Genomic DNA, 25,595 nt, shown 5'->3' on the forward strand with positions numbered 1-25,595 from the left:
GAAGACGGGGGCGGCCTCGTGCCCGGGGCAGTGCGTGCCGGTCCCCCGGCGCGGCGGGCGGATGACGCATCATGTGGCCCGTGCCCAAGAAGTCCGACAAGCCCGCAGAGCCCACCCAGGTGGCCGACACGGTCATCGACATCGACGTCGCCGAGGAGATGAGCTCGGCCTTCCTCGAGTACGCCTACTCCGTCATCTACAGCCGCGCGCTGCCGGACGCGCGCGACGGCCTCAAGCCGGTGCAGCGCCGCATCCTCTTCGGCATGGACGAGCTCGGCCTGCGCCCGGACCGCGGCTACGTCAAGTCCTCCCGCGTCGTCGGCGAGGTGATGGGCAAGTACCACCCGCACGGCGACCAGGCCATCTACGACGCCCTCGTGCGCCTGGCCCAGCCGTTCACGATGCGCCTTCCCCTGGTGGACGGGCACGGCAACTTCGGCTCCCTGGACGACGGACCGGCCGCCAGCCGCTACACCGAGGCCCGCATGGCCCCGGCCGCACTCACCATGACGGCCACGCTGGACGAGGACACCGTGGACATGGTGCCCAACTACGACGACCAGCTCCTGCAGCCCGAGGTGCTGCCCGCGGCCTACCCCAACCTGCTGGTCAACGGGGCGTCGGGCATCGCGGTGGGCATGGCCACCAACATCGCCCCGCACAACCTGCGCGAGGTGGTGGCCGCCGCCCGCCACCTCCTGGACAACCCCGCCGCCACGGTGGAGGACCTCATGCGCTTCGTGCCCGGGCCGGACCTGCCCGGCGGCGGCCGCATCGTGGGGCTCGACGGCATCCGCGACGCCTACCGCACCGGCCGCGGCTCGTTCCGCACCCGGGCCAAGGCCACCATCGAGAACGTCACCCCGCGCCGCAAGGGCATCGTGGTCACCGAGCTGCCCTACCTGGTGGGGCCGGAGAAGGTCATCGCCAAGCTCAAGACGCAGGTGCAGGCCAAGAAGCTGCAGGGCATCGCCGACGTCAAGGACCTCACCGACCGCCACAACGGCCTGCAGCTGGTCATCGAGGTGAAGAACGGCTTCAACCCCGAGGCCGTGCTGGCGCAGCTGTACAAGCAGACGCCGATGGAGGAGTCCTTCGGCATCAACACCGTGGCGCTCGTGGACGGCCAGCCGCGCACCCTGGGGCTCAAGGAGGCCCTGCAGGTGTACGTGGACTTCCGGTGCGAGGTGGTACGGCGGCGCACCGCGTTCCGCCTGGGGAAGCGGCGCGACCGGCTGCACCTGGTGGAGGGGCTGCTGCTGGCCATCCTCGACATCGACGAGGTCATCCAGCTCGTCCGCTCCTCGGACGACGCCGCCGAGGCCCGCACGCGGCTCATGGAGGTCTTCGACCTCTCCGAGGCGCAGGCCTCCTACATCCTGGAGCTGCAGCTGCGGCGCCTGACGAAGTTCTCCCGCATCGAGCTGGAGACCGAGCGCGACGAGCTGCAGGCCGCCATCGCCGAGCTGGAGGCGATCCTGGCCGACGAGGCGCGCCTGCGCGGTGTGGTGAGCGACGAGCTGGCCGCCGTGGCCGCCGAGCACGGCACCCCGCGCCGCACCGTGCTGCTGGAGAGCGAGGCCGCCGCCGCGATGGTGCCCGCCGCCCCGCTGGAGGTGGCCGACGACCCCGTGACCGTGGCGCTCTCGGCCACCGGACTCATCGCCCGCGTGCCCCGCGAGGAGGACACCAGCGGCGCGCTGGTGCGCACCGACGTGCGCCCCGCCGACGCACCCCGGGTGGACCACGACGCCATCGCCTCGGTGGTGGCCGCCACCGCCCGTGGCCAGGTGGGCCTGGTGACCTCTGCCGGGCGCCTGGTGCGGCTGTCGGTGGTGGACCTGCCCGCCCTGCCGGCCGCCGGCTCGCTGGGGCTCACCGGTGGGGCTCCGGTGGCGGCCTTCGTGGACCTGGCCGGCGGCGAGCGCCCGCTGGCCCTGGTGCGCACCGACGACGTGGAGGGCACCGCCGGGCTGGCGCTGGGCACCGCCCGGGGCGTGGTCAAGCGGGTGCGCCCGGAGTACCCGGCGAGCAAGGACGCGATGGAGGTCATCAGCCTGGCCGAGGGCGACGAGCTGGTGGGCGCCGCCGAACTGTCCGACGGCAGCGAGGAGCTCGTGTTCGTCACCGACGCCGCCGCGCTGCTGCGCTACCCGGCCTCGCTGGTGCGCCCGCAGGGGCTGTCCGGAGGCGGTGTGGCCGGCATCAAGGTGCCCGAGGGCGGGCGCGTGGTGGCCTTCGCCGCGGTGCGGACGGGCGGCGAGGGTGAGACCGACGCCCCTGCCCCCGTGGTGGTCACCGTCGCCGGGTCGGCCGGGGCGCTGCCCGGCTCCGGCGGGTCGGTGAAGGTGACGCCGCTGGAGGCCTACCCGGGCAAGGGCCGGGCCACCGCGGGCGTGCGCTGCCACCGCTTCCTCAAGGGTGAGGACGCGCTCGTGCTGGCCTGGGTGGGCGCCGACCCGCGGGCGGTGGACGCGGGGGGCTCGGCGGTGGCCCTGCCGGAGCCCACCGACCGCCGCGACGGCTCGGGCACGCCCGCCCCGGCGGCGATCCTCGGCATCGGCTGAGGCGTCAGACGACGCACCCACGCCTCGAGAACCAAGGACTTGACCCTCCCCCCCGATGGTTCCATGATGTGGGTCGCACCGGGCGGCCGGAAAAGGGGAAAAACCATGCACCGCACTCGCATTCGACCACTGGCAGCCGCTGCACTGGCGGTCGTCGCCGCTGTGTCCGCGACGTCCGCCTACGCCGGTACGAGTTACCGGTCGTACAGCACCACGGTCGGCAAGTTCAACGGCAAGGCGTACACCGCCTCCCAGACCAAGAGCATCAACAGTCGTGCCGGTGATCTCACGTCACAGTCCGTGGGGGGCAACTACAAGGTGGATGCCCGGATGCTCCCCGGCGGCACCGGGGTCTCCGGTGTGACCGACAACCAGGAGTACAAGCTGAACAACTCGATCGGCTCCGGTGCCTCCACGCGTGTGGAGTTCAACAACGGTGTCTTCACGCGGGTGGACGTCCAGGTCAGCGGCACGTGGCGCAGCAACTGAGCACTGTGGCGAGGGGTGCCAGCGTCCGGCTGGTGCCCCTCGCTGTTGCCCTGCTCGTCCTCACCCTGGGCGGCCTCACGAGCTGGTTCGGCACTCAGGGAACGGCCTATGTGAGCCCGTTCCACAGTTATCTCGCCGCCTCCAGCGGACCCGTGGGACTCACACTGCCACTGGCCCTGGCACTCGTCGCCGGCTGGCACCTGCGGTCCTGCCTGACCGACGGGTTCCTCGAGGCGACCCGGACGCGTGCCCCTGTGACCGTCACCCTCCGTCGGCTCTGCTGGCCATGGGCGGTCGTCGCCGGCCTCGCCGCTGCGCTGCTGCCCGTGGTCTACGGACTGGTGACCCTGGAGTTGCTCCCGAGCACGGGCTTCCAGTACTACCCGGACGCCTACCACGTGGCCGAGCAGCACGTGGCGGACTGGAACGCCGATGCGGTGGCCGGCGGCGCCCTGACCCGTCGGACCCCATGGGCCTACGTTGCCGCCCACAGCGCATGGCTCGGCCTCTGGGGGCTGGTGCTCGCCGCGGCCACCCAGGCACTCCTGCTCCTGGTGAGGCGCCATGCGCTGGCGTTCTTCCTCCCCCTCGCGGGTGTCACCGTCGTCTCCGTGGTGCTCGCACTCGCCAAGCTGGAGACCTTCACCCCCACGGCCTCGCAGTTCCCACCCACCTTGGATGTCTTCCCGCTCTGGCACGCTGTGCCCTCGCTGGCCCTGGCCACGGGAGTGACGGCGCTCCTGTGGATGTGCGTGCTGGTGCGGCTGCCTGAACTCCCCCGGTGAGTACCGTGCTCCGACCGAGGACGCTCGGGATACTCGTCGTCGGTGTCGTCTGCGGCTGCCTCTACGGGCTCCACGCCCGCTCGGCCGCCGCGCCCACCGTTGCAGATCACCTCTGGATGCGGCTGACCGACCCCCGGCCCTGGGTGTCCGTGATCCTGCCGGCAAGTCTCGTGGTGGCCGTCTCCGACGGTGTCTGGCACGGCTCCCCGGCCGCGCGCATGCGGCACGGTACCGACCGCTCCCTCACGCGGGCGCTGTTCCTCGATGCCCTCACAGCCTCGTGTGCAGCTCTCGGCGGGTACCTCCTGGGGGCCGCAGCCAGCGCCACCGGCCTGCCGTGGGAGAGCCTGCCCCAGGCGGCACCGACCCTGGCGGCCTGTCTCATGACACTCGCTGCCGCGACGACGCTGCTGAGCACGGCCGTTGCAGGAGCCGCCGCGTGGCGTGCGGCGGCAGGCTGGGCGCTCTGCTGTGCCGTGGTGCTCTGGGCCGTCTGCCAGATCGGCCTGGGCATCCCCACCCTGGGAGTGGGCCCCGTCGACCTGGCCCTGCCGGGCCCCGAGGCAGGCAGGGTGCGGTCCCTCGCCTCGCTGCTTGCCTGCGCGGCCCTGGCAGTGGCAGTGCAGCGGGGCCCCCTTCGACCCACCTCCGCCTTCTGGACCACCACGGCCGCTGCTGGGCTGTGGACCCTGGCAGCGCCCGCGCTCCAGGGCAACGGGTGGCACTCCTCGGGAGAGGTCCTTCTCCTCACCTGGTGGGGGCACGGCGGCGGGGCGTTCGATGCCCAGGTCTTCACGGTGCACTGGATGGTCACCAACCTCCCGGTGCTCATGGCCCTCCTGGCCCTCGACACCCCTGCCCTGCGCTCAGCGCCCCTGCGTGTCCTCGCCCATGGAAGGACCTGGCCCGTTCTGAAGCCCTCCGTCACGGCCCCTGCCGTTGCCGTGGTCGGCGCAACGGCGTGCACCACCGTGATCGCCACGGTCATGACCGGAGAGCAGCTCTCGTCGTCGCTCCTGCTCGGTGGCCACCTCCTTCTCGGGTGGCTCCTGCACGTGCTCGTCTGGGGCACGCTCACCGTCTCGGTCACGTGGGTCGCCGGTGACCAGAACTGGGGGCTGATAGTCCTCAGCAGCACGCTGCTCCTCGCCCCCCTCGCACCGTGGGAGTCCTCGCACCTCCCGCTCGGCCTCACCGCGCTGGCCCAGGACGCGGGAGCCTCTCCAGCCTGGCTGTGGCTCGCCGCTCCCGTGGCAGCGCTCGCCCTGACCATCCGATGTTCACCACTGCCCCGACAAGGACGTGACCTCTGACATGCACGCCATCTCCGCCCTTGGGCTCTCGAAGGCCTTCCGCGGCACCCCTGTTCTGCGAGACGTCGACCTCACTGTCGAGCACGGTGAGTCCATCGGCCTCAGCGGCCCCAACGGCTCCGGCAAGTCCGTGCTCTTCAAGTTGCTCGTAGGGTTCATGCGACCTGACGCCGGAGAAGTGACCATCGACCCAGCCCTCATGGGGCCCGGACGCAAGTACCCGGAGTCCTTCGGCGTCATGATCAATTCCCCCGGGTTCCTCGGCCATCTGAGTGCCGCGGACAACCTGCGCGAGCTGGCGCACATCCGCAGGGTCGCGGATGAGGCCCGCGTCCGAGAAACCCTCGAGGCCGTGGGGCTGGACCCCACGTCATCGACCAAGGCGAAGAACTTCTCCCTCGGGATGAAGCAGAAGCTGGGCATCGCCCAAGCAATCCTCGAACGACCGCGCGTGCTGCTGCTGGACGAACCCTTCAACGCACTCGACCAGTCGAGTGCCGAGCGCATCACCGGCCTCCTGAGGGACTTCTCCTCGGATGGTGGCACGTTGCTCATGACCAGCCATCGTTCGGAGGACCTCGAGGCCCTCACCCAACGGCGTCTGCGCATCGACGACGCACGGGTGGTCGAGGCCTGAATGACCGAACCCGGCATCGGCTGAGGTTCGACCGCCGGCGCGGCGGGACCCCCGTACCCGGTGTGACCGGGGTCACCCATAGCATCTGGGTGCCCTGTCCCCTCGCCTGGAGGTCCACCCGTGTCCAGCCCCGCGTCCACGGCCACCACCCGCCCCAGCCCGGACCGCCGCCGCGGCCAGGGGGTGATGGGGCCGATCAACCACCTGGTGGAGCGGTTCATCCCCTCCTCGCTGGTGTTCGCCATCGTGCTGACGCTCGTGGTGATGGTCGCCGCGCTGGCGCTCACCGACGCCGGCCCCCGCGAGGTGGTCACGGCCTGGGGTGACGGACTGGCCGGGCTGCTGGCGTTCATCACCCAGATGGCGCTGGTGCTCATGCTCGGCCACGTGCTGGCCCACACCGGCCCGGTGCGCACCCTGCTCACCGGCCTGGCCCGCGTGCCCCGTGGCCGCGTCATGCCCTACGTCTTCGTGGCCCTGGTGACCTGTCTGGCCACCCTCGTCACGTGGGGGCTGGGCCTGGTGGTCGGCGCCCTGCTGGCCAAGGAGGTGGCCGCCCAGGCCCGGCTGCGCGGCGAGAAGGTGCACTTCCCGCTGCTCGTGGCCACCGGCTACACCGGCATGAGCATCTGGCACATGGGCTACTCCGGCTCGGCGCCGCTCACGGCCGCCACCGAAGGCTCCTTCGTGGCCCAGCAGGTGGGCCACACCATCCCCATCACGCAGACCACCTTCAGCTGGTGGAACCTCACCGCGGCCGCGGTGGCGTTGCTGGTCATCCTCGCCACCGTGGCGCTCATGGCCCCGAAGTCCGGTGCGGACGTGGTGGAGATGCCCGAGCACCAGCTGGAGACCGCCCGGCCGGAGTGGACGGTGGAGACCCCGGCCGACGCGGTGGACGCCTCCCGGGTGACCACCACCGTGCTCGGCCTGCTGGTGGTGGCCTACCTGGGCCTGCACTTCGCCGACGGCGGCACGCTCACCCTGGACGTCGTCAACTGGAGCTTCCTGGGCCTGGTGCTGCTGCTGGTGCGCAATCCCTTCGAGCTGGTGGAGCTGGTCAAGGACGCCGCCTCCAACGTGGGCGAGATCCTGCTGCAGTTCCCGCTCTACGCCGGGATCATGGGCATCATGGCCGGCACCGGCCTCATCGCCGTGCTCTCGGACGCGGTGGTCGACACCTCCACGCCGCAGACCTTCGGGCTGCTGGCCTTCCTCTCGGCCGGCCTGGTGAACTTCTTCGTGCCGTCGGGCGGCGGGCAGATCGCCGTGCAGGGGCCGATCCTGCTCGATGCCGCCGAGCGCCTCGGCGTGGACCCGGCGGTGGCGATCATGGCCGTCTCCTACGGCGACCAGTGGACCAACATGGTGCAGCCCTTCTGGGCCCTGCCGCTGCTGGCCATCGCCGGCCTCCGCATCCGCGACGTGCTGGGCTACACCACGATGATCCTGGTCACCGTGGGCGTGGTCCTGGCCGCCACGATGCTGCTCGTGGGCACCGGGGCGTGACCCCACCACGCACGAGGGGCCCGGGCGCCTGCCCGGGCCCCTCGTGCGTGCCTCACACCTTGGCGGCGCGCCACCCGGCCTTGATCGCCTCGGCGGCGGAGCAGAACCACCGCTCCCCCTTGGCCGGCGAGATCTTGGTCTGCGTGTAGTGCCGCTGGCCCGGGGAGTGGAAGATCTTCTCCCCACTGCTGGAGATGTTGCCCTTGATGCGGCACGCGCCACCACCGGGCTCGGCCGGCGCCGGCGGGGTGTCCACCAGGCGGGCCGGCGGCGCGGTGGTGGCCGGAGCCGGGGCGGGCGTCGGGGTCGGGGCAGGGGCGGGGGCCGGAGCGGGGGCGGTGCAGCCGCTGCGCCCCCAGATGCCGAGCCGCTCGGCCTTGGCCGCCCGCTCGGCCGCCAGGTGGGCCGCACGGTTCTGGTACGGCTCGTCGTACAGGTACTCCGGAGCCAGGCCCTGGCGGATCATGCGCACGGCAGCGGAGTCTCCCCCGGCCATGCGGACGTGCCGCACCAGGCGTCCGTACCGGTCCCGGTTGTCCTGGGTGGGGTCGCGCTCCCGGGTGACGGTGGTGCCGGCGACCAGGTTCCGCAGGCCGGCGGACGCCTCGCGGAAGCCGCACTCGCCGATCTCCGGGGTGTCCAGGCCGATGACGCGCACCCGCTCCACCCCGGAGGCCAGACGCACGTGGAGGGTGTCACCGTCGACGACCTTGACCACCGGGCCCCGGGACGCCCCGGCAGCAGCGGGAGCAGCGGCAGCGGCGGCCACCGGGGTGGAGGCTGCCGCGGGCGCCGCGGTGCGGGTGGCCGACGGTGTCGTCGTGGGGTCCACCGCCGTGGCGGACGCCCGCTCCGTGGCCGCGCTGCTGGGTGCTGCCACGGTGGCCGTGGGCGTCGTCGACCCCTCGCTGGCCGAGGAGGCTGAGGAACGATCCGCGCTGCGCGCGGCATTCGTGCGCGTCGGGGACGCGCTCGACGCCGCAGACGTCGGGGACCCGCTCGACGCCGACGCCGTCGTCTCCGCCCCGGAGCCGGACCCCTGCTCGGCCGCCGCGGCCTGCGAGACGTCCCCGGTCTCGGTGTAGCGACCCTCGCTGCCCAGCGAGCCGACGTCGCAGCCGGACAGCGTCACGGCCAGCAGGAGGCCGGGGAGCAGCAGCGACGTGCGGCGGGCCCACCGCCTCGGACGGGAACCGGTCGTCTGGGCATGGTGGGGGGCGTCAGCGGGCACGGCGCGTCCTCGGCATCGTCGGTGATGGGTCAAGAACTTGCACCACGGGGGCACCGTCGCGGGCGGGCGCCACGCGCAGGCGACCCATGGCGAGGACGCCGACGGGGGCCGCCCCGGGTGGGCGGCCCCCGTCACTGCACCACCGCATCGGCAGAACAGGGTGGTCGGCCCACGTGGGCCGACCGGCCGATCAGGTGAGGTCCTCCGGGTGACGCAGACGGGTCGGCTTGGCGTACAGCGCCCGGTTGAGGAACCAGGTCAGCGCCCACGCCACCACGGCGATGACGACCAACCACCCGGCGATGACGTACTGCTCGGTGTCGCGACCGGTCCACGGACCCACCATGTAGGCACACGCGATGGCGCCCACCCACGGGATCCAGGTGGGGGCCTTGAAGTAGTCGTGGTCGATCTCGTGGTCCCGCTTGCGCAGCACGATGCAGGCGACGTTCACCAGGGCGAACACGGCCAGCAGCAGCAGCGCGGTGGTCCCGCCCAGAGCGGAGACCTTGCCGACGAAGGTGATCAGGCCGACGGCCAGCAGGGTGGTCACGATGATGGCAACCCACGGCGAACGACGGCCGCTGTGAACCAGCGCCAGCGGGCGCGGGAGGACGTCCTGCTTGGCCATGCCGTACAGCAGGCGGGAGGCCATGAGCATGTTGATGACCGCGGTGTTGGCCACGGCGAACATGGCGATGAACGGGTAGAAGGTGTCGATCGGCAGGTTCGGGGCGCCGGCCTGGACCACCTTGAGCAGCGGGGTGTCCCCCTCGCCCAGCTCACCCACCGGCACCAGGGCCACGGCGGTGACCGAGACCAGCACGTAGATCGCCGCGGTGATGACCAGACCGGTGAACATGATGCGCGGGAAGGTCTTGATCGGGTCCTTGGTCTCCTCGGCCATGTTCACCGAGTCCTCGAAGCCGACCATGGCGAAGAAGGCCAACGACGTGCCGGCGGTGACGGCGAGGAACGCGTTCTTGTCGCCGCTGGTCTCGAACATCATCGCGCGGGAGAAGTCGACCGGGGCGTCCGAGCCGCCCATGACAGCCCACAGGCCCACGAAGATCACCAGCAGCAGACCTGACAGCTCGACGCAGGTGAGCACCACGTTGAGCATGACCGACTCGGCCACGCCCCGGAAGTTGATGAGGGCCACCAGCAGCATGAAGGCCACGGCCAGCAGGAGCACCGGCAGGGAGTCCGAGGCCCAGTCCGCACCGAGGCCGGCCGAGAGGTTGGACGCGAAGGCCTTGGCTGCGGTGGAGGCCGAGGTGATGCCCGAGGCCATCACCAGGAAGGTCACCATGAAGGTGAGGAACTGGATGCCGAAGGCCTGGTGGATGAAGTTGGCCGCACCACCGGCGTGCGGGTACTTGGTGATGAGCTCGAGGTAGGCGAAGGCGGTGATGATGGCGATCGCGAAGGCGATGACGAACGGCACCCAGACCGCGCCGCCCACCTCGTGGGCCACCTTGCCGGTGATGGCGTAGATGCCGGTGCCCAGGATGTCACCGATGATGAACAGCAGCAGGAGCTTGGGGCCCAGGACCCGCTTCAGCTCGGGTTCGCCCCCGGAAGGGGCTGCCGAGCCGTCCGGGACCGGGGACGTCTGCGAGGTGGCGGTACTCATGGACCATATGGTGCGGCATCGCGTGTGACTGGCACCACGCCGACACGCATTTCGTTGCCAGAGCGAGACCTCCGGCCACCACCGGCCACTCGACGCGAGGTGGCCGGCCCCTTCAGGCGTCGATGCGCTCGGCGTCCAGCTGCGCGGCGTTGCTCACGATGAACTCCTTGCGCGGGGCCACCTCGTTGCCCATGAGCAGGGTGAAGATGCGCTCGCCGGCCTCCACGTCCGCCATCGTCACGCGGCGCAGGGTGCGGTGGGCCGGGTCCATGGTGGTCTCGGCCAGCTGGTCGGCGTCCATCTCGCCCAGGCCCTTGTAGCGCTGCAGCGGGTCCTTGAGCGTGCGCCCGTTCTTGCGCAGGCGCGCCAGCTCCCTGTGGAGCTGGGCCTCGGAGTAGGTGTACACGTAGTCGTTGGCCCTGCCTCGGTTCACCACCTCGATGCGGTGCAGCGGCGGCACCGCGGCGTAGACCCGCCCGGCGTCGACCAGGGGCCGCATGTAGCGGAAGAACAGGGTGAGCAGCAGGGTGCGGATGTGGGCGCCGTCCACGTCGGCGTCGGTCATGATGATGACCTTGCCGTAGCGGGAGGCCTCGAGGTCGAAGCTGCGGCCCGAGCCGGCCCCGATGCTCTGGATGATGGCCGCGCACTCCTCGTTGTTCAGCATGTCGGCCACCGAGGCCTTCTGCGTGTTGAGGATCTTGCCGCGGATGGGCAGCAGGGCCTGGAAGTCGCTCTGGCGCGCCAGCTTGGCGGTGCCCAGGGCCGAGTCGCCCTCCACGATGAACAGCTCGCTGCCCTCGGTGTCGGTGGACCGGCAGTCCACCAGCTTGGTGGGCAGCGAGGAGGTCTCCAGCGCGTTCTTGCGGCGCTGCGTCTCCTTGTGCATGCGCGCCGAGACGCGGGACCTCATCTCCGCGACGATCTTCTCCAGCACGGCCGCGGACTGTTGCTTCTGCCCGCGGGCGGTGCTCGTGAGCAGCGCCGTGAGTTCGGTCTCCACCACCTTGGACACGATGCTGCGCACTGCCGAGGTGCCCAGCACCTCCTTGGTCTGCCCCTCGAACTGCGGCTCGGCCAGACGCACGGTCACCACCGCGGTGAGGCCCGCCAGCACGTCGTCCTTCTCGATCTTGTCCTTGCCCGGCTTGAGCTTGCGGGAGTTGGCCTCCACCTGCTTGCGCACCACCTTGAGCAGCGCGGCCTCGAAACCGGACACGTGGGTGCCGCCCTTGGGCGTGGCGATGATGTTGACGAACGAGCGCTCCACCGTGTCGTACCCGGTGCCCCAGCGCAGCGCGACGTCCACCTCGCAGTCGCGCTCCACCTCGGTGGGCACCATGTGGCCGGCGTCGTCGAGCACCGGCACGGTCTCGGTGAAGGTGCCGGTGCCCTGCAGGCGCCAGGTGTCGGTCACCGCCTCGTCGGCCGCCAGGTACTCGGCGAACTCGGTGATGCCCCCCTCGTGGAGGAAGGTCTCGGTGTGGGTGCCGTTCTCCCCCGGCGTGCCCGGGATGCGGCGCTTGTCGGTGATGCTGATGCGCAGGCCGGGCACCAGGAAGGAGGTCTGGCGGGCTCGGTCGGTGAGCTGCCGGTAGGAGAACTCCGCGTCGGCCAGGAAGATCTGCGGGTCGGCCCAGTAGCGCACGCGCGTGCCGGTGACGCCGCGCTTGACCGTGCCGGCCTTCCGCAGCTCGCTGCCGGTGGTGAACGGTTCGAAGGTGCTGCTCGGCGAGGGGCCCGAGGCGTCGTCGGCGAAGACGCCCGGCTCACCGCGGCGGAAGCTCATGCCCCAGGTGGTGCCGGCGCGGTCCACCTGCACGTCCAGGCGGGAACTCAGGGCGTTGACCACGCTGGCACCCACGCCGTGCAGACCACCGGATGCGGTGTACGAGCCGCCGCCGAACTTCCCGCCGGCGTGCAACTTGGTGTAGACGAGCTCCACGCCCGTCAGGCCGGTGCGGGGCTCCACGTCCACCGGCACGCCACGGCCGTCGTCGGCCACCTCCACCGAGCCGTCGGCGTGGAGGGTGACGTCCACGCCGGTGGCGAAGCCGCCGAGGGCCTCGTCCACGGAGTTGTCGATGATCTCCCACAGGCAGTGCATGAGGCCCCGGGAGTCGGTGGAGCCGATGTACATGCCGGGCCGCTTGCGCACCGCCTCGAGGCCCTCGAGCACCTGGAGGTGCCGGGCGTCGTAGCCGGTGCTGCTGGTGGTCGAGGCCTTGGCAGTGCGGGGATTCACGGGGCCAAACCTAGGTGACGCCACCGACAGCCTCGTGAGGCGGTGGGGCGTGTCCGCCTCAGAACAGGGCGGGCAGCACCAGGCTCGCCAGCCAGGTGCCGGCGATGAGCATGCCGGCAAGCAGCTCGATGAGGATGCTGGTGCCCACGGCCTTGAGCGCGTGCAGGGTGGCCTGCCAGGGGGTGAGCCCACCGGACGAGCCGCGCAGGGCCTGGGCGAGGAAGACACCGCCCACGAAGCCCACGAACAGGCCCACGACGGGGATCACGAAGAAGCCCACGATGCCGCCGAGCACGCCGACCAGCAGCGTGGAGGTGCGGATGCCGGCGGCCTTCATGCGGCGGCCGGGCACCAGGTACTGCACCACCGTGGCGGTGCCGGCCAGCACGGTGGCGATGCCGAGCACCCACCACGCGGCGGTGGACTGGACCGCCAGCGCCCACACCAGGGTGGAGGCCCACACCACCACCAGGCCGGGCAGCACGAGCAGCGCGCTGCCGACGAGGCCGACCAGCATGGCGGCGCCGACGAGGACGGCGAGCAGGACGGTCCAGTCCATGGGCGTCAGCCGTGCAGCAGGTGCGTCTCGTCGAGCACCTCGACGTCCGCGCGGTCCTGCAGGGCGGGCAGGTGCTCCTGGCCGTGGTGGGCGCAGAAGTGCAGCGGGGAGCCGGCGAGGGTGACGCGCACGTAGGCGCGGGCGCCGCAGCGGTCGCAGCGGTCGGCGGCGGTCAGGACGGGGGCGACGGCAGTCTCCACGAGTACCTCCTGGGTCATGGCTGCTGTGTCAGCAGGTCGTTCCGGGTCCCCGGGTGCGGGGTCCGTGCCCGTGCCAACAGGGGGCGGGGCCGGGACGTTCCGGGTTTCGCCGTGGGCGCAATCGGCCGGGTGCGTCAGCGGCCGCGCTCGTCGCGCCGGGCGTCCCAGCGGCGCTCGAGCCGCTGCATGAAGGACCCCTGGGTGGCCCGGGCACGGCCGGGAGTGCCGGCACGGCCGCTGACAACGGACCCCCCGGCGCGACCGGGGAGACCGTCCACCCGGGACCCGGTGACCCGTCGGCCGCCGTCCCAGACGCTGCCCGGGCGGTCCCGCCCGAAGGGGTCGCGCCCGAGGAGGCCACGCGGCGCGCCCGGGTCGGGCCGCGCAGGGGCCTGACGGTGCTCCCCCCACGAGGAGCGGGAGGAGTTGCCGGGCATGCGCATCCACAGCGCGGCCGCGATGACGAGCAGCGCAAAACCCCCGACCCCCACCCACGGCAGCCGGGCCCAGGCGGCCAGTGCGTACAGCCCGATGGCCACGGTCACCACGAGCAGGCCCACCACCAGGCGTCCGGCACGGGAACGGCGACCGGTGGGGCGGGCGGAGGGGCCGTCGAGGGGGCGGGCACCGGTCGGCGGGGCGTCCTCGTCCAAGGGCGGGGCCGCCGCGGTGGCGCGACCGGCGAACACGGCGAACAGGTCGGCCTCGTGGGAGTCCCGGCGAGCGGTTCGCTCGACCTCGGGCATGTGGGAGTGGTCGCCGTCCTCCACCAGCAGGGACTGCTCCAGGGCGTCCAGTCGGCTCTGCTCGTCTTCCGACAGGGCCATCGGCCACCTCCAGCTCCGGTCCACGACCTCACGGATCCGTCGACGGCTCCCGACGCACGCCGCGGTCCGTCCAGTCTACGCATGCGCACGGCTCACCGACCGGCCCCGGAGAGCAGGCTGGCCGGCCGCACGATGCCGGCCCCGAACCGGGCACTGGCCCGGTCCACCGCCACGTCGGCCTCGCGCCACCCGACCTCCGGCTCGTCCAGCATCGCCTGCCGGGGGGTGCTCTCGGCGGGGGTGAGCCCGGAGAGCACCACCCGCACCATGCGCACGCGGGCACGCTGCAGGCCCAGGGACCGGAAGGCGACCAGGGCCGCCTCGTGCACCTCCCGGCTCACGTCGGTGGGGCGGCGCAGGGTGGTGGAGCGCTGCACGGTGGTGAAGTCCGCGAAGCGCACCGTCACCTGCACGGTGCGGCCCACCGACCCGGCCGCACGCGCCCGGGCGGCCACCCGGTCGGAGAGCAGCAGCAGCCGGGTCTCCACCTGGCGGGGGTCGTCGACGTCGTGGTCGAAGGTCTGGCCGTTGCCGATGGTCTTCTCGGCCACCACCGGGCGCACCCGGGCCGGGTCACGGCCCCACGCCCGCTCGGCCAGGGCGGCCCCGGCGTGGTGGCCGACGATCCGCTGGAGGGTGGGCACCGGCGTGTGGGCCACCTGCCCCACCGTGGTCAGACCGAACCGGGCCAGTTGCTCGGCGGTGCGCTCCCCCACGCCCCACAGCACGCCCACGTCCAGCGGGTGGAGGAAGGGCACGACCTCGGCCGGGGTGACCTCGCGGACACCGTCCGGCTTGGCCTGGCCGGAGGCCACCTTGGCCACGAAGGGGTTGGGGCCGATGCCGACCGAGCAGGTGATCTGCTGCTCGGCGAGCACGGTGCGGCGGATCCACTCGGCCACCTGCTGGGGCGTCCCCCACCGACGGGCGGTGCCACCGAGGTCGAGGAAGGCCTCGTCCACCGAGGTGGGCTGCACCGTGTGGGTGACCTGGCGGAAGACCTCCATGACCGCCTCCGAGACCGCCGCGTACCGCTCGTGGTCGGGGCGCACCACGGTGGCCTGCGGGCACAGCCACCGGGCCCGGGCCATGGGCATGGCCGAGCGGACCCCGAAGGCCCGCGCCTCGTAGGTGGCCGAGAGCACCACCGACCGGTGGCCGCCACCCACCACCACGGGGTGGCCCCGCAGCTCGGGGCGGTCCACCAGGGCCACCGAGGCGTAGAAGGCGTCCATGTCCACGTGCAGCACCGCGCTCACCATCCCGAGCTCCCCGGGGAGCTGTGCCAGAGCTTGCGCGAGGGCATCCCGCCCGTCCCCGGCGCACCGGCGCGACCGGTCCGACCCGCCCCGGGCGCTCCTGCGGCCAGGCCCCCGACCGCGGGCCCGGCGGCGCCGACGTCGGCATAGGGCGACTGCCGGTAGCCCGAGGCGTGCACGAGCACCCGCCGCCCCAACGGTCCCTGGGCGGCCGCGGCCTCCTGCCCGGCCCGTGCCCGCTCGTGCTGCACGCGGTCCTGCTCCTCCCACGCGGCGAAGAGCCCGTCGACCCCGCCGGAACGGTGTGCCCCGGTCAGCTCCGAGAGCTCCCACGCCCCGGTGGCCCGCAGCGAGACGCCACGGGGGCCGGTGCGGCGCACCACGCCCCGCACCAGCAGGAACCACGACTGGAAGAGCACCTGCGCGTAGGGGCCCTGCACGTCCTCGAAGAAGGTGGCGTCGCTGGCCCCGGTGGGGTCGTTGAGGGTCACGAAGACCACCCGGCGGCCCGACCGGACCGGCGGGGTCTGCGTGGCCACGCGTACCCCGGCCACCAGCACCTCGGTGCCCGACCGCAGCCCCAGCAGGTCCCGGGCCGGCCGCGCACCGAGTGCCCGCAGGGTGGGCAGGTGCGGCTCCAGCACGTGGGCGGTGACGTCCATGCCCAGCACCTCCAACTCGTGGGCCACCTGCTCCTCCCGGGCCATCGGGGGAAGCCCGGCGTCCCCCACACCGCGGGGTGCGGGCAGGTCGAGCATCGGCTGGGTGCCGCGCTCGGCCGCGCGGCGGTCCTGCTCGGCCCGGTCCAGTGCCAGGCGGGCCCGACGCCCCCGCGAGCGCGGCTCCCGCCACCGCTCCAGGTCCACCAGCTCCACCAGCAGGTCACGCCGCCGCTCGGGGGACGCGAAGGCGTCGAACGCCCCGGCCAGCACCATCCGCTCCACCAGCGGGCGGTCCACCCGGGCCCGGTGCCAGAAGTCGGCCAGCGAGGCGTACGGCTGCCCGGCCACGATCCGCCGCGCGTCGTCCTGCCCCAGGCCCTTCACCTCCGACAGGGCCACCCGCAGCCCCCACCGGCGGGCCCGGCGGCGCACCCGCTCCAGGGCCCGGTCGGGGTCCACCTCGGTGAGGGGGACGGACAGGTCGTCGTCGGGCTCCTCCTGCCCCACCGGCTCCACCCGGTAGCCCTCCCCGGAGGCGTTCACGTCGAGCCCCAGCACCGTCACGCCCAGCTCGCGGGCGTCGTCGAGGATGAGCCGCTTGGGGTACATGCCCGGGTCGTGGGTGAGCACCCCGGCCATGAAGTGCGCCGGGTAGTGGGTCTTCAGCCAGGCCGACTGGTAGGTGGGCAGCGCGAACGCCGCCGCGTGCGCCTTGCAGAAGCCGAACGAGGCGAAGGCCGCCAGCACCTCCCAGATGCGGTCGGCCACCTCCCCGGTGAACCCTCGGGCCGCGGCCGCCGGGCGCCACCAGCGCTCCACCGCCTCACGCCCCTCGGCGGTGCCCATCGCGCGGCGGGCCTCGTCGGAGTGCGCCAGGTCCACCCCGGTGGTGGCGGTGATGACCTGCAGCACCTGCTCGTGGAAGACCACCACCCCCTCGGTGCTGCGCAGGTGCTCCTGGAGCGCCGGGTGCATGAGCAACGGCTCGGCCCACCCCTGCCGGGCGGCCAGGAAGGGCGTGATCATGTCCGACTTCACCGGACCCGGCCGGAACAGCGAGATGTCGATGATGACGTCCTCGAAGGTCCGCGGCCCGAACTTGCCCACCAGCTCCCGCTGCCCCGGCGACTCGATCTGGAAGCACCCCAGGGTGCGGGTGGAGCCGATGAGTCCGAAGGTCTCGGCGTCGTCGTGCGGCACCTGGGCCTCGTCGTCGAGGTCGATCCGCACCCCGTCGGTGGCCTCCACGAGGTCCAGGGCGTGGGCCATGGCCGACTGCATGCGGATGCCCAGCACGTCGAGCTTGAGCAGCCCCATGTCCTCCACGTCGTCCTTGTCGAACTGGCTCATGGGGAAGCCCAGCCAGCTGGCCTCCACCGGGGTGCGGTCGCGCAGGCCCAGGTTGGAGAGCACCACGCCGCAGGGGTGCAGGGCGATGTGGCGCGGCAACCCGTCGAGCCGCTCCACGAGGTCGAGCATCCGCTGCAGGCGCGGGGCGTCCAGCCCGGCGGCCCGCAGCTCGGGCAGGTCCCGCACCGCCGCCCGCGCGTCCCGGGCCCGCACGTGCGGGAAGGCCTTGGCGATGGCGTCCACCTCCACCGGGGGCATGCCCAGCACGGCCCCCACGTCGCGCACGGCGTGGCGCACCCGGTAGGTCTCCATCATCGAGACGCAGGTGACCCGGCCGTCGCCGAAACGCTCCAGGACCCGCTCATAGATCTCGGTGCGCCGGTCGGACTCCACGTCGATGTCGATGTCCGGCAGCTCGGCCCGCAGCGGCGAGCAGAAGCGCTCCATGAGCAGGTCGTGCCGCAGCGGGTCCACCCCGCTGATGCCCAGCAGCCGGTTCACCAGCGACCCGGCACCCGACCCGCGGGCGGCCACCCGTCCCCCGGCCTCGCGGATGAGGTCGCACACCTGCGCCACGGTGAGGAAGTAGGTGGCGTACCCCAGCGCCCCGATGGTGGACAGCTCGTCCTCCAGCCGGTCGGCCGCCCGCCGCCGGGCCGCCCCCGGGTACAGCTCCTCCAGGGCCGTCCGGCAGCGTTGCACCAGTCCCGCCATGGCGTCCTGCGCGTCGGCGAAGCCCAGCACCTCCGGCTCGGGCAGGTGCACCGACCCGATGCCCAGGTCGTCGCGGGCCGAGAGCCCGCACTCGACGGCCACCTCGCAGGTGGTGGCCAGCAGCCGGTCGGCCGCCCGCTCCAGCGGCCCGGGCCACGCCGCCCGCTCGGCGAGCCACCGGGCCACCCGCACCATCGTCGGGGTGGAAGCCAGGTGGGCCGCCGAGGTGCGCTGCTCCAGGTGCCGGGGGTCGAGCAGCACGTGGCGCCGTGCGGCGTCGAGCACGTCGGCCACCACCACGTCACCGGGGTCGGCGTGCCGCACCGCGGCGGTGAGCACGGCCCGCACCCCCACCTCGGAGGCCAGGTGCCACAGGCCCACGGCCTGGTCGGTGCACCCGGGCTCCCCGGCCGGGGCACCGGAGCAGACCAGCTCCACCACCACCACGCGCCGCGCGGTGACGTGGTCGCCCACCCGGTGGGCCACCGCGTCCACCCAGCCCTCCAGCAGGCGTCGCGCCTCGGCCCGGCGGCGGGCCAGCACGGCCCGCCCCACGTCGGAGTCCGGCCCCAGCAGCACCCGCACCGCCGGGGCGGCACCGGCCACCAGACCGGTGGTGGTGCGCGGCTCCCCACGATCCCCCGCAGCGTGCGTGGCCGAGACGAGCCGGCACAACGCCGCCCAGCCCACACCGTGGCCTCCCCCGCCCTGCCCCCCGCAGGCCAGCACCCGCACCCGGTGGTGGCTCTCGTCCACCCACGCCCCGCCGCGCACCGGGGAGCGACGGGTGGGCGTGGCGGCCCCCGGCGCCTCGCCCTCGGCGTGGGCCAGGGCCAGGTCCACCCCGAGCACCGGCACCACACCCGCCTCGGTGCAGGCCCGGGCGAAGCGCACGGCGCCGTAGAGCCCGTCCCGGTCGGTGAGGGCCAGGTGGCCCTGGCCCCACGCCGCGGCCCGGTCCACGAGCTCCTGCGGGGTGCAGGTGCCGTACTGCAACGAGAAGCTCGAGGCCACGTGCAGGTGGGCGAAAGCGGCGGACATCAGCGGTCCCCGGTCGGCCAGCCGGCCACCAGCAGGGCCGTGGCGGCAGGCAGAACCGGCAGGCCCAGCAGTCCGCGCACGCGCTGCTCGAAGTCGTCCACCTGCCGCACCAGGTCGTCGGCCTCGCGCTGCGAGCAGGCCTGCCCGCGGGCCAGGGCCGCCCGGCGGCGCGCGGACCCGTCGAAGAAGACCGCCCACTCGTGCAGCTCCGGCGCGGCCGTGGCCAGCAGGTCCCACACGCTGCGGGGCCGCGAGGCCCGGCCGGGCACGGTGCGTGCCGCCACCACGGCGGCCGCCGCCCGCAACGCCCCCAGGTGGGCCGCCTCGTAGCGCTCGGCGGGCACCGGGGAGGCGCACGCCTCGGCCAGGCTCGCCCGGGACCGCTCCATGAGGTCCAGCACCGTACCCGCGGGGGCACCGCCGCCCACCGGCACGACCGAGCTCGTCATCGTCGTCATCGTCGTTCCTCCTGCCGTCCTGTCGTCCGTCGTCGTCCCGCCGCAGTCGCCTCAGTCCACGACCCGGTCCAGCTGCCACGCCGCGGCCACACCGGCCGGCGGGGCCACCAGGTCGAAGACCCCGGCCGGACTGTGCCGCCCGGCGCGCGCCTCCACCCGCCACACCTCCTGGTCGCTACCGGCCTCCAGGGCCAGCCCCTCGGCCTCGGTCACGTAGCGCCACCACGGGTGCCGCTGCCGCCACCGGTCCAGCACCTCGCACACCACGTACAGGCGCCCCCGCCACACGAAGGCGTCCGGCTGCCCAGCCGCCTCGCAGGCACCCCGCAGGGTCCGCACCTCCACCGTCTCCGCACACCGCCGCATGCCGCTCTCCTCCCGTCGGGTCGTCATCTCACCGACCCGGACCAACCGTACTGGAGTACGACTTTCCGGATCAAGACCCATTCATCCATACGACACCGACAACCTCCCCCGACCCGCCCCAGGACGCGGCGGACGCCGCTGCGCCTCCCCCTCACCACCCACCCGGGACACCCCACCCGCGCCCACCACCGCGCACCCGCACACCTACGATGACGCCGTGAGCCCCAACCCCCTCGACGACGCCTTCCAGGCCGCGATCACCGCGAGCATCACCGAGCAGGTCGCCGACCACCGGGCCCAGCTCGCTCCCATCGACCCCGCGGCCGACGAGCTGGCCGACGCCATCGGGCTCCTCATGGCCCGCGGCAAGCGCCTGCGCGCCGGGTTCCTGCACTGGGGCCACCTCGCGGCCGGCGGCGAGGCCTCCCCCGCCACCCTGCGCGCCGCCACCGCCATGGAGTTCTTCCAGGCCGCCGCCCTGCTCCACGACGACGTCATGGACGACAGCGACACCCGCCGCGGCGCCCCCACCGCCCACCGCGCCTGGGCCGCCCGCCACCGCGAGCAGGGCTGGGACGGCTCACCGGAGGACCACGGCCTGGCCGGGGCCATCCTCGCCGGCGACCTCTGCCTGGTGTGGGCCGACGCCGCCTTCGCCGGCTGCGGCTGGTCCCCCGAGCAGATGCGCCGCGCCGTGCCCACCTGGAACCTCATGCGCACCCAGCTCATGGGCGGGCAGTTCCTCGACATCCTCAACGCCGCCCGCCCGTGGGACGACGAGGACGCCCCCGCGCGCACCGAGCGGGTGCGCCGGGTCATGACCTACAAGAGCGCCAAGTACTCCATCGAACACCCGCTGCTCATCGGCGCCGACGCCGCCGGGGTGGACCCCACCACCCGTGGGCACCTGAGCACCTACGGCCTCCACCTCGGCCTGGCCTTCCAGCTGCGCGACGACGTGCTCGGCGTGTTCGGCGACAGCGCCCTCACCGGCAAGCCCACCGGCGACGACCTGCGCGAGGGCAAGCGCACCGCCCTCGTGGTGGGCGTCCTCGACGCCGCCTCCCCCGCCGACGCCGCGCGCTTCGAGGCCCTGCTGGGCACTCCCGACCTGTCCCCGGACGACACCGAGTGGATGGCCGGGCTCATCACCTCCACCGGCGCCCTGGCGGCCGTGGAGGCCCAGGTCGATGCCGACCGCGACGCCGCCCTGCACGCGCTGGCGGCCGCCCGGGACTCCATCGACCCGGCGGCCGCCACCGCCCTCGAGCAGCTCGCGTACGTCACCACCGCGCGCAGCGCCTGAGGATCACCAGGCGGTCTCGGACGCCCTCCGGCGGATCTCCGTCTTGTGCCCGGCGTGCAGGTCCTCGATCGCCGAGCCCTCGCGCAGCGTCTCGTCCGGCTCGAACAGCCAGCGGATGACGTCCTCGTCGGACATCCCCCCGTCGGACAGCACCGTGATGGTGCCCGGCAGCGCCTTGAGCACGCCGCCACCGTCGAGGAAGCGCGCGGGCACCTGCAGGGTGTCGTTCTCCCCGCGACGCACCGCCAGCAACTCGCGGTCCTTGACGAGCTGACGCACCTGGCTGACGCCCAGCCCCGTCCGCTCCACGACGTCCGGGATGGTCAGCCACTCGATGGTGTCGAACAGGTCCTGGGCCATCTCAGTCGCCTCCGAGGGTCGGGTCGTCGGTGATCATCTGCGCCACCCGCAGGGACAGCTCCAGGCTCTGGTTGCGGTTGAGGCGCGGGTCGCAGGGGCTCTCGTAGCGCTGCCCCAGGTCGTCCTCGAGCACCGGCACCACACCACCGATGCACTCGGTCACGTCGCTGCCGGAGAGCTCCACGTGGAGACCGCCGGGCACGGTGCCGGCCGCGCCGTGCACCTCGAAGAAGCCCTGCACCTCGTCGACGATGTCGTCGAAGCGGCGCGTCTTGTGCCCCGAGGCGCTGGTGAACGTGTTGCCGTGCATCGGGTCGGTGAGCCACAGCGGATGGGCGCCCATGGCCTTCACGGCCTCGACGACCTCCGGCAGGACCTCGCGGATCCGGCCGGCCCCCATACGGGTGATGAAGGTCAGGCGACCGGGGGTCCGCTCCGGGTCGAGGCGGTCCACCAGGCGGCGCACGTCCTCGGCCGTGGTGGTGGGGCCGAGCTTGACGCCGACGGGGTTGCGCACCCGGGCCAGGAAGTCGATGTGCGCGCCCTCGGGGTCGCGGGTGCGCTCGCCGCACCACAAGAAGTGGCCGGAGGTCGCGTACGGGGTGCCGGTCCGCGAGTCGATGCGGGTGAGCGCCTTCTCGTAGTCCAGCACGAGCGCCTCGTGGCTGGCGAAGTACTCGGTGGAGCGGAAGGCCAGCAGGTCGGCTCCGGCGGCGCGAGTGAAGCGCAGCGCCTGCTCGATGCCGCGGCTCACCTCGGTGTACTCGCGCGTGGCCTCGGTGGTGGCCTCGGTGCCCCAGGTGCTGAGGTTCGACAGGTCCGCGTAGCCGCCGGTGGTCCAGGCGCGCACGAGGTTGAGCGTGGCCGCGCTCGCGTTGTAGGCGGCGAGCATGCGCTGCGGGTCGTGGCGGCGGGTCTCGGCGTCGAAGGCGAAGCCGTTGACCATGTCGCCGCGGTAGACGGGCAGCTCGACGCCGTCGCGGGTCTCGGTGTCGCTGGAGCGTGGCTTGCCGAACTGGCCGGCGATACGGCCGAGCTTCACCACGGGAACGCCCGCCTGGAAGGTCATCACGGCCGCCATCTGCAGCAGCACGCCCACCCGGTCGCGGATGAGGTTGGCGGTCACCTGGTCGAAGGTCTCGGCGCACTCGCCGGCCTGCAGCACGAAGCGCTCGCCGCGCGCGGCCGCACCGAGGTGCTCCAGGAGGGTGTCGCACTCCTCGGCGAACACCAACGGGGGCAGACGCCGCAGCGATGCGGTGACCTGCTCGGCCTCGGCCGGGTCGTCCCAGGTGGGCTGCTGCTTGGCCACCAGGTCGGGCCACTCCAGGGCCGGCTCACCGATGCCCACGGCGTTGAGGGGACGGGATGCGGGGACGAAGGGGGTGGTCATGCTCCGTGAGCTGCCTTCCTGCTCTTGACGACGCTGGAGTACTCGTCGACGTACTCCTGACCGGTGATGGACTGGATGCGCCGCATGATCTCGTCGGTGGCGGCGCGCAGGTCGTCGCGGCTGGGCCGCTGCACCGCGCGTGCCTGCTCCTCCGGGGTGGCGTCGGCGTGACGGGACTGCACGAACGCGGTGACGTCGAACGGCTCACCGAAGGTGGCAGTGAACGGGCGGACCTTCGGCACCGCGGCCTCGATGGGCTGGATCTCGGTGGTACCCACCAGGCCGACGGGGACCACTGGCGAGCCGGTGGACAGCGCCAGGCGCACCACGCCGGTGCGGCCTCGGTAGAGACGCCCGTCGGGAGAACGCGTCCCCTCGGGGTAGATGCCCAGCAGGTTGCCGTCCTTGAGCACCTGCTCGGCCTCACCCAGAGCCGCGAGGCTGGCCCGGCCACCCGACCGGTCGGTGGGGATCTGCCCGACGCCCCGGAAGAAGGCGGCCATCGCACGCCCCTTGAGGCCGGGCTGCGTGAAGTACTCGGACTTGGCCGGGTAGCGCAGCTGGCGGGGGACCACCAGCGGCAGGGCGATGGAGTCGAAGAAGCTGCTGTGGTTGGCCGCGAGGATCGCCGGGCCGTTGGTCGGCACGTGGTGCAGACCGTGGACGGTGGGGCGGTACAGCGTCTTCAGCGCCGGCCCCAGGGCCACGTTCTTCAACGTCCAGTAGAGCACCTGATCTCCTGCGTCTCGACTCGATCGGTGGGCGGTCGCGACCGACCCACCGGGCGGCGTGGGGGCCGCTGCGCACGGGGCATCCTTTCACGGGCCACCGCGCCCGAGCGTGTCAGGATGGCCACCATGCAGCCCTCCCCCAGCGCCCTCGTCTCGGTGCGTTCACCGCTGCCCGGCGGTGGGGCGCGCACCCTGCCCGGACCGGTGGGCGCGCCGCAGGCCGTGCTCCTCCACGGTTTCACCGGGTGCCCGCAGTCGCTCGGCCGGTGGCCGGACGCCCTGGCGGATGCCGGTGTGGCCGTGGACGTTCCGCGCCTCCCCGGGCACGGCCGCACGTGGCAGGCGGCCAACCGCACGGGGTGGGAGGACTGGTACCGCGTGGCCGAGCGCTCGCTGCTGCGCGCCAGCCGCAGCCGCCCCGCCGTGGTCGGCGGCCTGTCGATGGGGGGCGCGCTCGCCCTGGCCCTGGCCATCGCCCACCCGGCCCGGGTGGCCGGTGTGATGTTGGTCAACCCCGCGGTGGCGGCGGTCAACCCCTTCGTCCCGCTCACGCCGCTCGTGCGCCGGGTCCGCCCGGGCATGCCCGGCATCGCCGGCGACGTCGCGGACCCGGACTCCCCCGGTGAGTTGGCCTACGACACCGTGCCCATGCACGCCCTGGACTCCCAGCGGGCCCTGTGGCGGGGTGTGCGGCGCCGCGCGGCGGAGGTCACCTGCCCGGTGCTGCTGATGCGCTCCCGGGTGGACCACGTGGTGCCGGCCCGAAGCAGCGCCACGATCCTGCGCCGGATCTCCTCCCGCGACGTCACCGAGGTCGTGCTCGAGAACAGCTTCCACGTCGCGACGGTGGACCTCGACGCCGAGCGGGTCCACCAGGAGTCGGTGGACTTCGTCCGCCGCATCAGCGGCTGAGCCTCAACGTCCCCGGGCCCGGTCGCTCATGATGGTCGCGGCCCCGATGACCCCGGCGTCGTTGCCCAGGGAGGCCAGCAGCACGTCAGGCCACGGCCGGTGCCCCCGCCCGGTGAGCTGACGCCGGAAGGCGCGCTGCGCCGGCTGGACCAGCAGGTCGCCCGCAGCGCTCACCCCACCGCCGATGACGATGGCCCCGGGGTCGAGCACGGCCGCGAGGCTGGCCGCGCCCTCCCCGAGCCACACCCCCAGCTCGTGGAGCAGCTCCTCGGCTGCCGGGTCCCCCTCCTCGGCCAGGCGGGTCACGTCGGTGCCCTCGAGCCGCTCGGGGTCCCCTCCGCACGCCTCGACGAGGCGGCCGGCCATCGGCGTCCCGCTGCGCACCAGCTCGCGGGCCTCGCGCACCAGGGCGCTGCCGGAGGCGTACTGCTCCCAGCACCCCCGGTTGCCGCACCCGCAGCGCAGGCCGTCGCGCACCACACGCAGGTGACCGATCTCCGCGGCGATGCCGGACGAGCCGCGCAGCAGGTGCCCGTCGTCCACCACCCCACCGCCGATGCCGGTGCCCACCGTGATGAGCGTCATGGTGCGGTGCTCGCGGCCGGCACCGTGACGGAACTCGCCCCAGGCCGCGGCGTTGGCGTCGTTCTCCAGACGCACGGGCAGGTCGGTGCGCTCGGCGAGGCGGGCGCGCAACGGCTCGTCACGCCAGGCGAGGTTCGGGGAGAACAGGATGGTCTCGCCCTCGCGGTCCACGAACCCGGCGCAGGCGATCCCGGCACCGACCACCTCCTGGTCGCCGGCGGCACCCTGGAGCTGGTCGAGCACGTCGACCACGGCCTCGGCGATGGCGTCGACGTCCTCCGCGGGCGTCTCCACCCGCGCACGCTCGAGCACCACCCCCTCCCGGACGAGCGCGCCGGCGATCTTCGTTCCGCCGATGTCGACTCCGATGGCCAGGCTCATGGGGGGGTCTCCTCGAGGTGGGTCAGGTCGTGGTGGACGGGTGGCCGGTCCGCGGACGACCCGGCGCGTCAGGCGGGCT

Annotated in this window: 23 protein-coding genes; 9 read left to right on the forward strand and 14 right to left on the reverse strand. The window is 73.2% G+C overall.

Features of this window, described 5'->3' with window-relative positions; all coding sequences use genetic code 11:
- Window positions 1-71 precede the first annotated feature (71 nt).
- The 6 genes from ACFFHC_RS11250 to ACFFHC_RS11275 all read left to right on the forward strand — a co-directional run bounded on the left by ACFFHC_RS11250 (window position 72) and on the right by ACFFHC_RS11275 (window position 7,300).
- The gene (locus ACFFHC_RS11250; protein WP_101849587.1) at window positions 72-2,567 is read left to right on the forward strand and encodes a DNA gyrase/topoisomerase IV subunit A; all 2,496 of its coding nucleotides are present in this window, start codon (window positions 72-74) and stop codon (window positions 2,565-2,567) included.
- A gap of 105 nt (window positions 2,568-2,672) precedes the next feature.
- On the forward strand, window positions 2,673-3,056 hold the full coding sequence (locus ACFFHC_RS11255; RefSeq protein ID WP_083323358.1) for a hypothetical protein: 384 nt from the start codon (window positions 2,673-2,675) through the stop codon (window positions 3,054-3,056).
- Window positions 3,057-3,088: 32 nt separating this feature from the next.
- Window positions 3,089-3,841, forward strand: a complete 753-nt coding sequence (locus tag ACFFHC_RS11260; RefSeq protein ID WP_141761908.1) for a hypothetical protein — start codon at window positions 3,089-3,091, stop codon at window positions 3,839-3,841.
- Entirely contained in the window at window positions 3,838-5,154 is a 1,317-nt protein-coding gene (locus ACFFHC_RS11265) for a hypothetical protein (protein ID WP_070703273.1), read from the forward strand. Before ACFFHC_RS11260 ends, ACFFHC_RS11265 begins: the two co-directional genes overlap by 4 nt.
- Window position 5,155: 1 nt before the next feature.
- Complete coding sequence (locus ACFFHC_RS11270; RefSeq protein WP_070703274.1) at window positions 5,156-5,791, forward strand: ABC transporter ATP-binding protein; 636 nt, start codon at window positions 5,156-5,158, stop codon at window positions 5,789-5,791.
- A gap of 186 nt (window positions 5,792-5,977) precedes the next feature.
- On the forward strand, window positions 5,978-7,300 hold the full coding sequence (locus tag ACFFHC_RS11275; RefSeq protein ID WP_101849609.1) for a short-chain fatty acid transporter: 1,323 nt from the start codon (window positions 5,978-5,980) through the stop codon (window positions 7,298-7,300).
- Between the two features lie 52 nt (window positions 7,301-7,352).
- Here ACFFHC_RS11275 and ACFFHC_RS11280 read toward each other — a convergent pair whose 3' ends face one another.
- Window positions 7,353-8,069: a thermonuclease family protein gene (locus ACFFHC_RS11280; protein ID WP_379805475.1), complete on the reverse strand. Its 717-nt coding sequence runs from the start codon at window positions 8,067-8,069 to the stop codon at window positions 7,353-7,355.
- 52 nt (window positions 8,070-8,121) lie between these two features.
- On the opposite strand from ACFFHC_RS11280, the gene ACFFHC_RS11285 reads away from it, so the two are divergent.
- Window positions 8,122-8,385 carry a hypothetical protein gene (locus ACFFHC_RS11285; protein ID WP_141494950.1) on the forward strand — a complete coding sequence of 88 codons (264 nt, stop codon included), beginning with the start codon at window positions 8,122-8,124 and terminating at the stop codon, window positions 8,383-8,385.
- A gap of 336 nt (window positions 8,386-8,721) precedes the next feature.
- Here ACFFHC_RS11285 and ACFFHC_RS11290 read toward each other — a convergent pair whose 3' ends face one another.
- The 9 genes from ACFFHC_RS11290 to ACFFHC_RS11330 all read right to left on the reverse strand — a co-directional run bounded on the left by ACFFHC_RS11290 (window position 8,722) and on the right by ACFFHC_RS11330 (window position 19,848).
- Window positions 8,722-10,167: an APC family permease gene (locus tag ACFFHC_RS11290; RefSeq protein WP_083323352.1), complete on the reverse strand. Its 1,446-nt coding sequence runs from the start codon at window positions 10,165-10,167 to the stop codon at window positions 8,722-8,724.
- A gap of 112 nt (window positions 10,168-10,279) precedes the next feature.
- Window positions 10,280-12,412, reverse strand: coding sequence for a DNA gyrase/topoisomerase IV subunit B (locus ACFFHC_RS11295; RefSeq protein WP_379805479.1), 2,133 nt, complete (start codon window positions 12,410-12,412; stop codon window positions 10,280-10,282).
- A gap of 58 nt (window positions 12,413-12,470) precedes the next feature.
- On the reverse strand, window positions 12,471-12,971 hold the full coding sequence (locus ACFFHC_RS11300) for a DUF456 domain-containing protein (RefSeq protein WP_070703247.1): 501 nt from the start codon (window positions 12,969-12,971) through the stop codon (window positions 12,471-12,473).
- 5 nt (window positions 12,972-12,976) lie between these two features.
- Window positions 12,977-13,171 carry a DUF7455 domain-containing protein gene (locus ACFFHC_RS11305; protein WP_083323351.1) on the reverse strand — a complete coding sequence of 65 codons (195 nt, stop codon included), beginning with the start codon at window positions 13,169-13,171 and terminating at the stop codon, window positions 12,977-12,979.
- Between the two features lie 134 nt (window positions 13,172-13,305).
- The gene (locus ACFFHC_RS11310) at window positions 13,306-13,998 is read right to left on the reverse strand and encodes a hypothetical protein (protein ID WP_379805484.1); all 693 of its coding nucleotides are present in this window, start codon (window positions 13,996-13,998) and stop codon (window positions 13,306-13,308) included.
- A 92-nt stretch (window positions 13,999-14,090) separates the two neighbouring features.
- Window positions 14,091-15,260: a DNA polymerase IV gene (gene dinB, locus ACFFHC_RS11315; protein ID WP_141494986.1), complete on the reverse strand. Its 1,170-nt coding sequence runs from the start codon at window positions 15,258-15,260 to the stop codon at window positions 14,091-14,093.
- Window positions 15,254-19,024 carry a DNA polymerase III subunit alpha gene (locus ACFFHC_RS11320; protein WP_379805488.1) on the reverse strand — a complete coding sequence of 1,257 codons (3,771 nt, stop codon included), beginning with the start codon at window positions 19,022-19,024 and terminating at the stop codon, window positions 15,254-15,256. Before ACFFHC_RS11320 ends, dinB begins: the two co-directional genes overlap by 7 nt.
- Window positions 19,024-19,482 (reverse strand): SAV_6107 family HEPN domain-containing protein, encoded by a 459-nt coding sequence (locus ACFFHC_RS11325; protein ID WP_101849583.1) that lies wholly within the window; start codon window positions 19,480-19,482, stop codon window positions 19,024-19,026. Before ACFFHC_RS11325 ends, ACFFHC_RS11320 begins: the two co-directional genes overlap by 1 nt.
- Before the next feature lie 51 nt (window positions 19,483-19,533).
- Window positions 19,534-19,848: a DUF6504 family protein gene (locus tag ACFFHC_RS11330; RefSeq protein WP_070705672.1), complete on the reverse strand. Its 315-nt coding sequence runs from the start codon at window positions 19,846-19,848 to the stop codon at window positions 19,534-19,536.
- A 217-nt stretch (window positions 19,849-20,065) separates the two neighbouring features.
- Between ACFFHC_RS11330 and ACFFHC_RS11335 the strand changes: the two genes are divergently transcribed.
- Window positions 20,066-21,154 (forward strand): polyprenyl synthetase family protein, encoded by a 1,089-nt coding sequence (locus tag ACFFHC_RS11335; protein ID WP_070705671.1) that lies wholly within the window; start codon window positions 20,066-20,068, stop codon window positions 21,152-21,154.
- 3 nt (window positions 21,155-21,157) lie between these two features.
- Here the strand turns inward: ACFFHC_RS11335 and ACFFHC_RS11340 are convergent, their stop codons facing one another.
- Genes ACFFHC_RS11340 through ACFFHC_RS11350 form a run of 3 tightly spaced genes read right to left on the reverse strand, consistent with a single transcriptional unit; the run spans window position 21,158 to window position 23,638 of the window.
- Window positions 21,158-21,514: an Rv2175c family DNA-binding protein gene (locus ACFFHC_RS11340; protein ID WP_070705670.1), complete on the reverse strand. Its 357-nt coding sequence runs from the start codon at window positions 21,512-21,514 to the stop codon at window positions 21,158-21,160.
- Window position 21,515: 1 nt separating this feature from the next.
- Entirely contained in the window at window positions 21,516-22,907 is a 1,392-nt protein-coding gene (locus ACFFHC_RS11345; protein ID WP_141494570.1) for a class II 3-deoxy-7-phosphoheptulonate synthase, read from the reverse strand.
- Window positions 22,904-23,638 carry a lysophospholipid acyltransferase family protein gene (locus ACFFHC_RS11350; RefSeq protein ID WP_070705669.1) on the reverse strand — a complete coding sequence of 245 codons (735 nt, stop codon included), beginning with the start codon at window positions 23,636-23,638 and terminating at the stop codon, window positions 22,904-22,906. The genes ACFFHC_RS11345 and ACFFHC_RS11350 overlap by 4 nt, the downstream gene beginning before the upstream one ends.
- 126 nt (window positions 23,639-23,764) lie before the next feature.
- Here ACFFHC_RS11350 and ACFFHC_RS11355 point away from each other — a divergent pair, with 126 nt between their 5' ends.
- The gene (locus tag ACFFHC_RS11355; protein ID WP_083323668.1) at window positions 23,765-24,550 is read left to right on the forward strand and encodes an alpha/beta hydrolase; all 786 of its coding nucleotides are present in this window, start codon (window positions 23,765-23,767) and stop codon (window positions 24,548-24,550) included.
- A 3-nt stretch (window positions 24,551-24,553) separates the two neighbouring features.
- Here the strand turns inward: ACFFHC_RS11355 and ACFFHC_RS11360 are convergent, their stop codons facing one another.
- Window positions 24,554-25,516, reverse strand: a complete 963-nt coding sequence (locus ACFFHC_RS11360) for an ROK family glucokinase (RefSeq protein ID WP_070705668.1) — start codon at window positions 25,514-25,516, stop codon at window positions 24,554-24,556.
- Window positions 25,517-25,595 lie beyond the last annotated feature (79 nt).

Source organism: Kytococcus schroeteri (genome assembly GCF_042433515.1).
In the GTDB taxonomy this organism is placed as follows: Bacteria; Actinomycetota; Actinomycetes; order Actinomycetales; family Dermatophilaceae; genus Kytococcus; species Kytococcus schroeteri.

Excerpts from the sequence above, each read along its gene's own strand:
- ACFFHC_RS11250 (WP_101849587.1), top strand. The coding sequence starts at position 72 with ATGTGGCCCGTGCCCAAGAAGTCCGACAAGCCCGCAGAGCCCACCCAG.
- ACFFHC_RS11255 (WP_083323358.1), top strand. The coding sequence starts at position 2,673 with ATGCACCGCACTCGCATTCGACCACTGGCAGCCGCTGCACTGGCGGTC.
- ACFFHC_RS11270 (WP_070703274.1), top strand. The coding sequence starts at position 5,156 with ATGCACGCCATCTCCGCCCTTGGGCTCTCGAAGGCCTTCCGCGGCACC.
- ACFFHC_RS11275 (WP_101849609.1), top strand. The coding sequence starts at position 5,978 with ATGGGGCCGATCAACCACCTGGTGGAGCGGTTCATCCCCTCCTCGCTG.
- ACFFHC_RS11290 (WP_083323352.1), bottom strand. The coding sequence starts at position 10,167 with ATGAGTACCGCCACCTCGCAGACGTCCCCGGTCCCGGACGGCTCGGCA.
- ACFFHC_RS11300 (WP_070703247.1), bottom strand. The coding sequence starts at position 12,971 with ATGGACTGGACCGTCCTGCTCGCCGTCCTCGTCGGCGCCGCCATGCTG.
- ACFFHC_RS11310 (WP_379805484.1), bottom strand. The coding sequence starts at position 13,998 with ATGGCCCTGTCGGAAGACGAGCAGAGCCGACTGGACGCCCTGGAGCAG.
- dinB (WP_141494986.1), bottom strand. The coding sequence starts at position 15,260 with ATGGTGAGCGCGGTGCTGCACGTGGACATGGACGCCTTCTACGCCTCG.
- ACFFHC_RS11320 (WP_379805488.1), bottom strand. The coding sequence starts at position 19,024 with ATGTCCGCCGCTTTCGCCCACCTGCACGTGGCCTCGAGCTTCTCGTTG.
- ACFFHC_RS11325 (WP_101849583.1), bottom strand. The coding sequence starts at position 19,482 with ATGACGACGATGACGAGCTCGGTCGTGCCGGTGGGCGGCGGTGCCCCC.
- ACFFHC_RS11330 (WP_070705672.1), bottom strand. The coding sequence starts at position 19,848 with ATGCGGCGGTGTGCGGAGACGGTGGAGGTGCGGACCCTGCGGGGTGCC.
- ACFFHC_RS11340 (WP_070705670.1), bottom strand. The coding sequence starts at position 21,514 with ATGGCCCAGGACCTGTTCGACACCATCGAGTGGCTGACCATCCCGGAC.
- ACFFHC_RS11345 (WP_141494570.1), bottom strand. The coding sequence starts at position 22,907 with ATGACCACCCCCTTCGTCCCCGCATCCCGTCCCCTCAACGCCGTGGGC.
- ACFFHC_RS11355 (WP_083323668.1), top strand. The coding sequence starts at position 23,765 with ATGCAGCCCTCCCCCAGCGCCCTCGTCTCGGTGCGTTCACCGCTGCCC.
- ACFFHC_RS11360 (WP_070705668.1), bottom strand. The coding sequence starts at position 25,516 with ATGAGCCTGGCCATCGGAGTCGACATCGGCGGAACGAAGATCGCCGGC.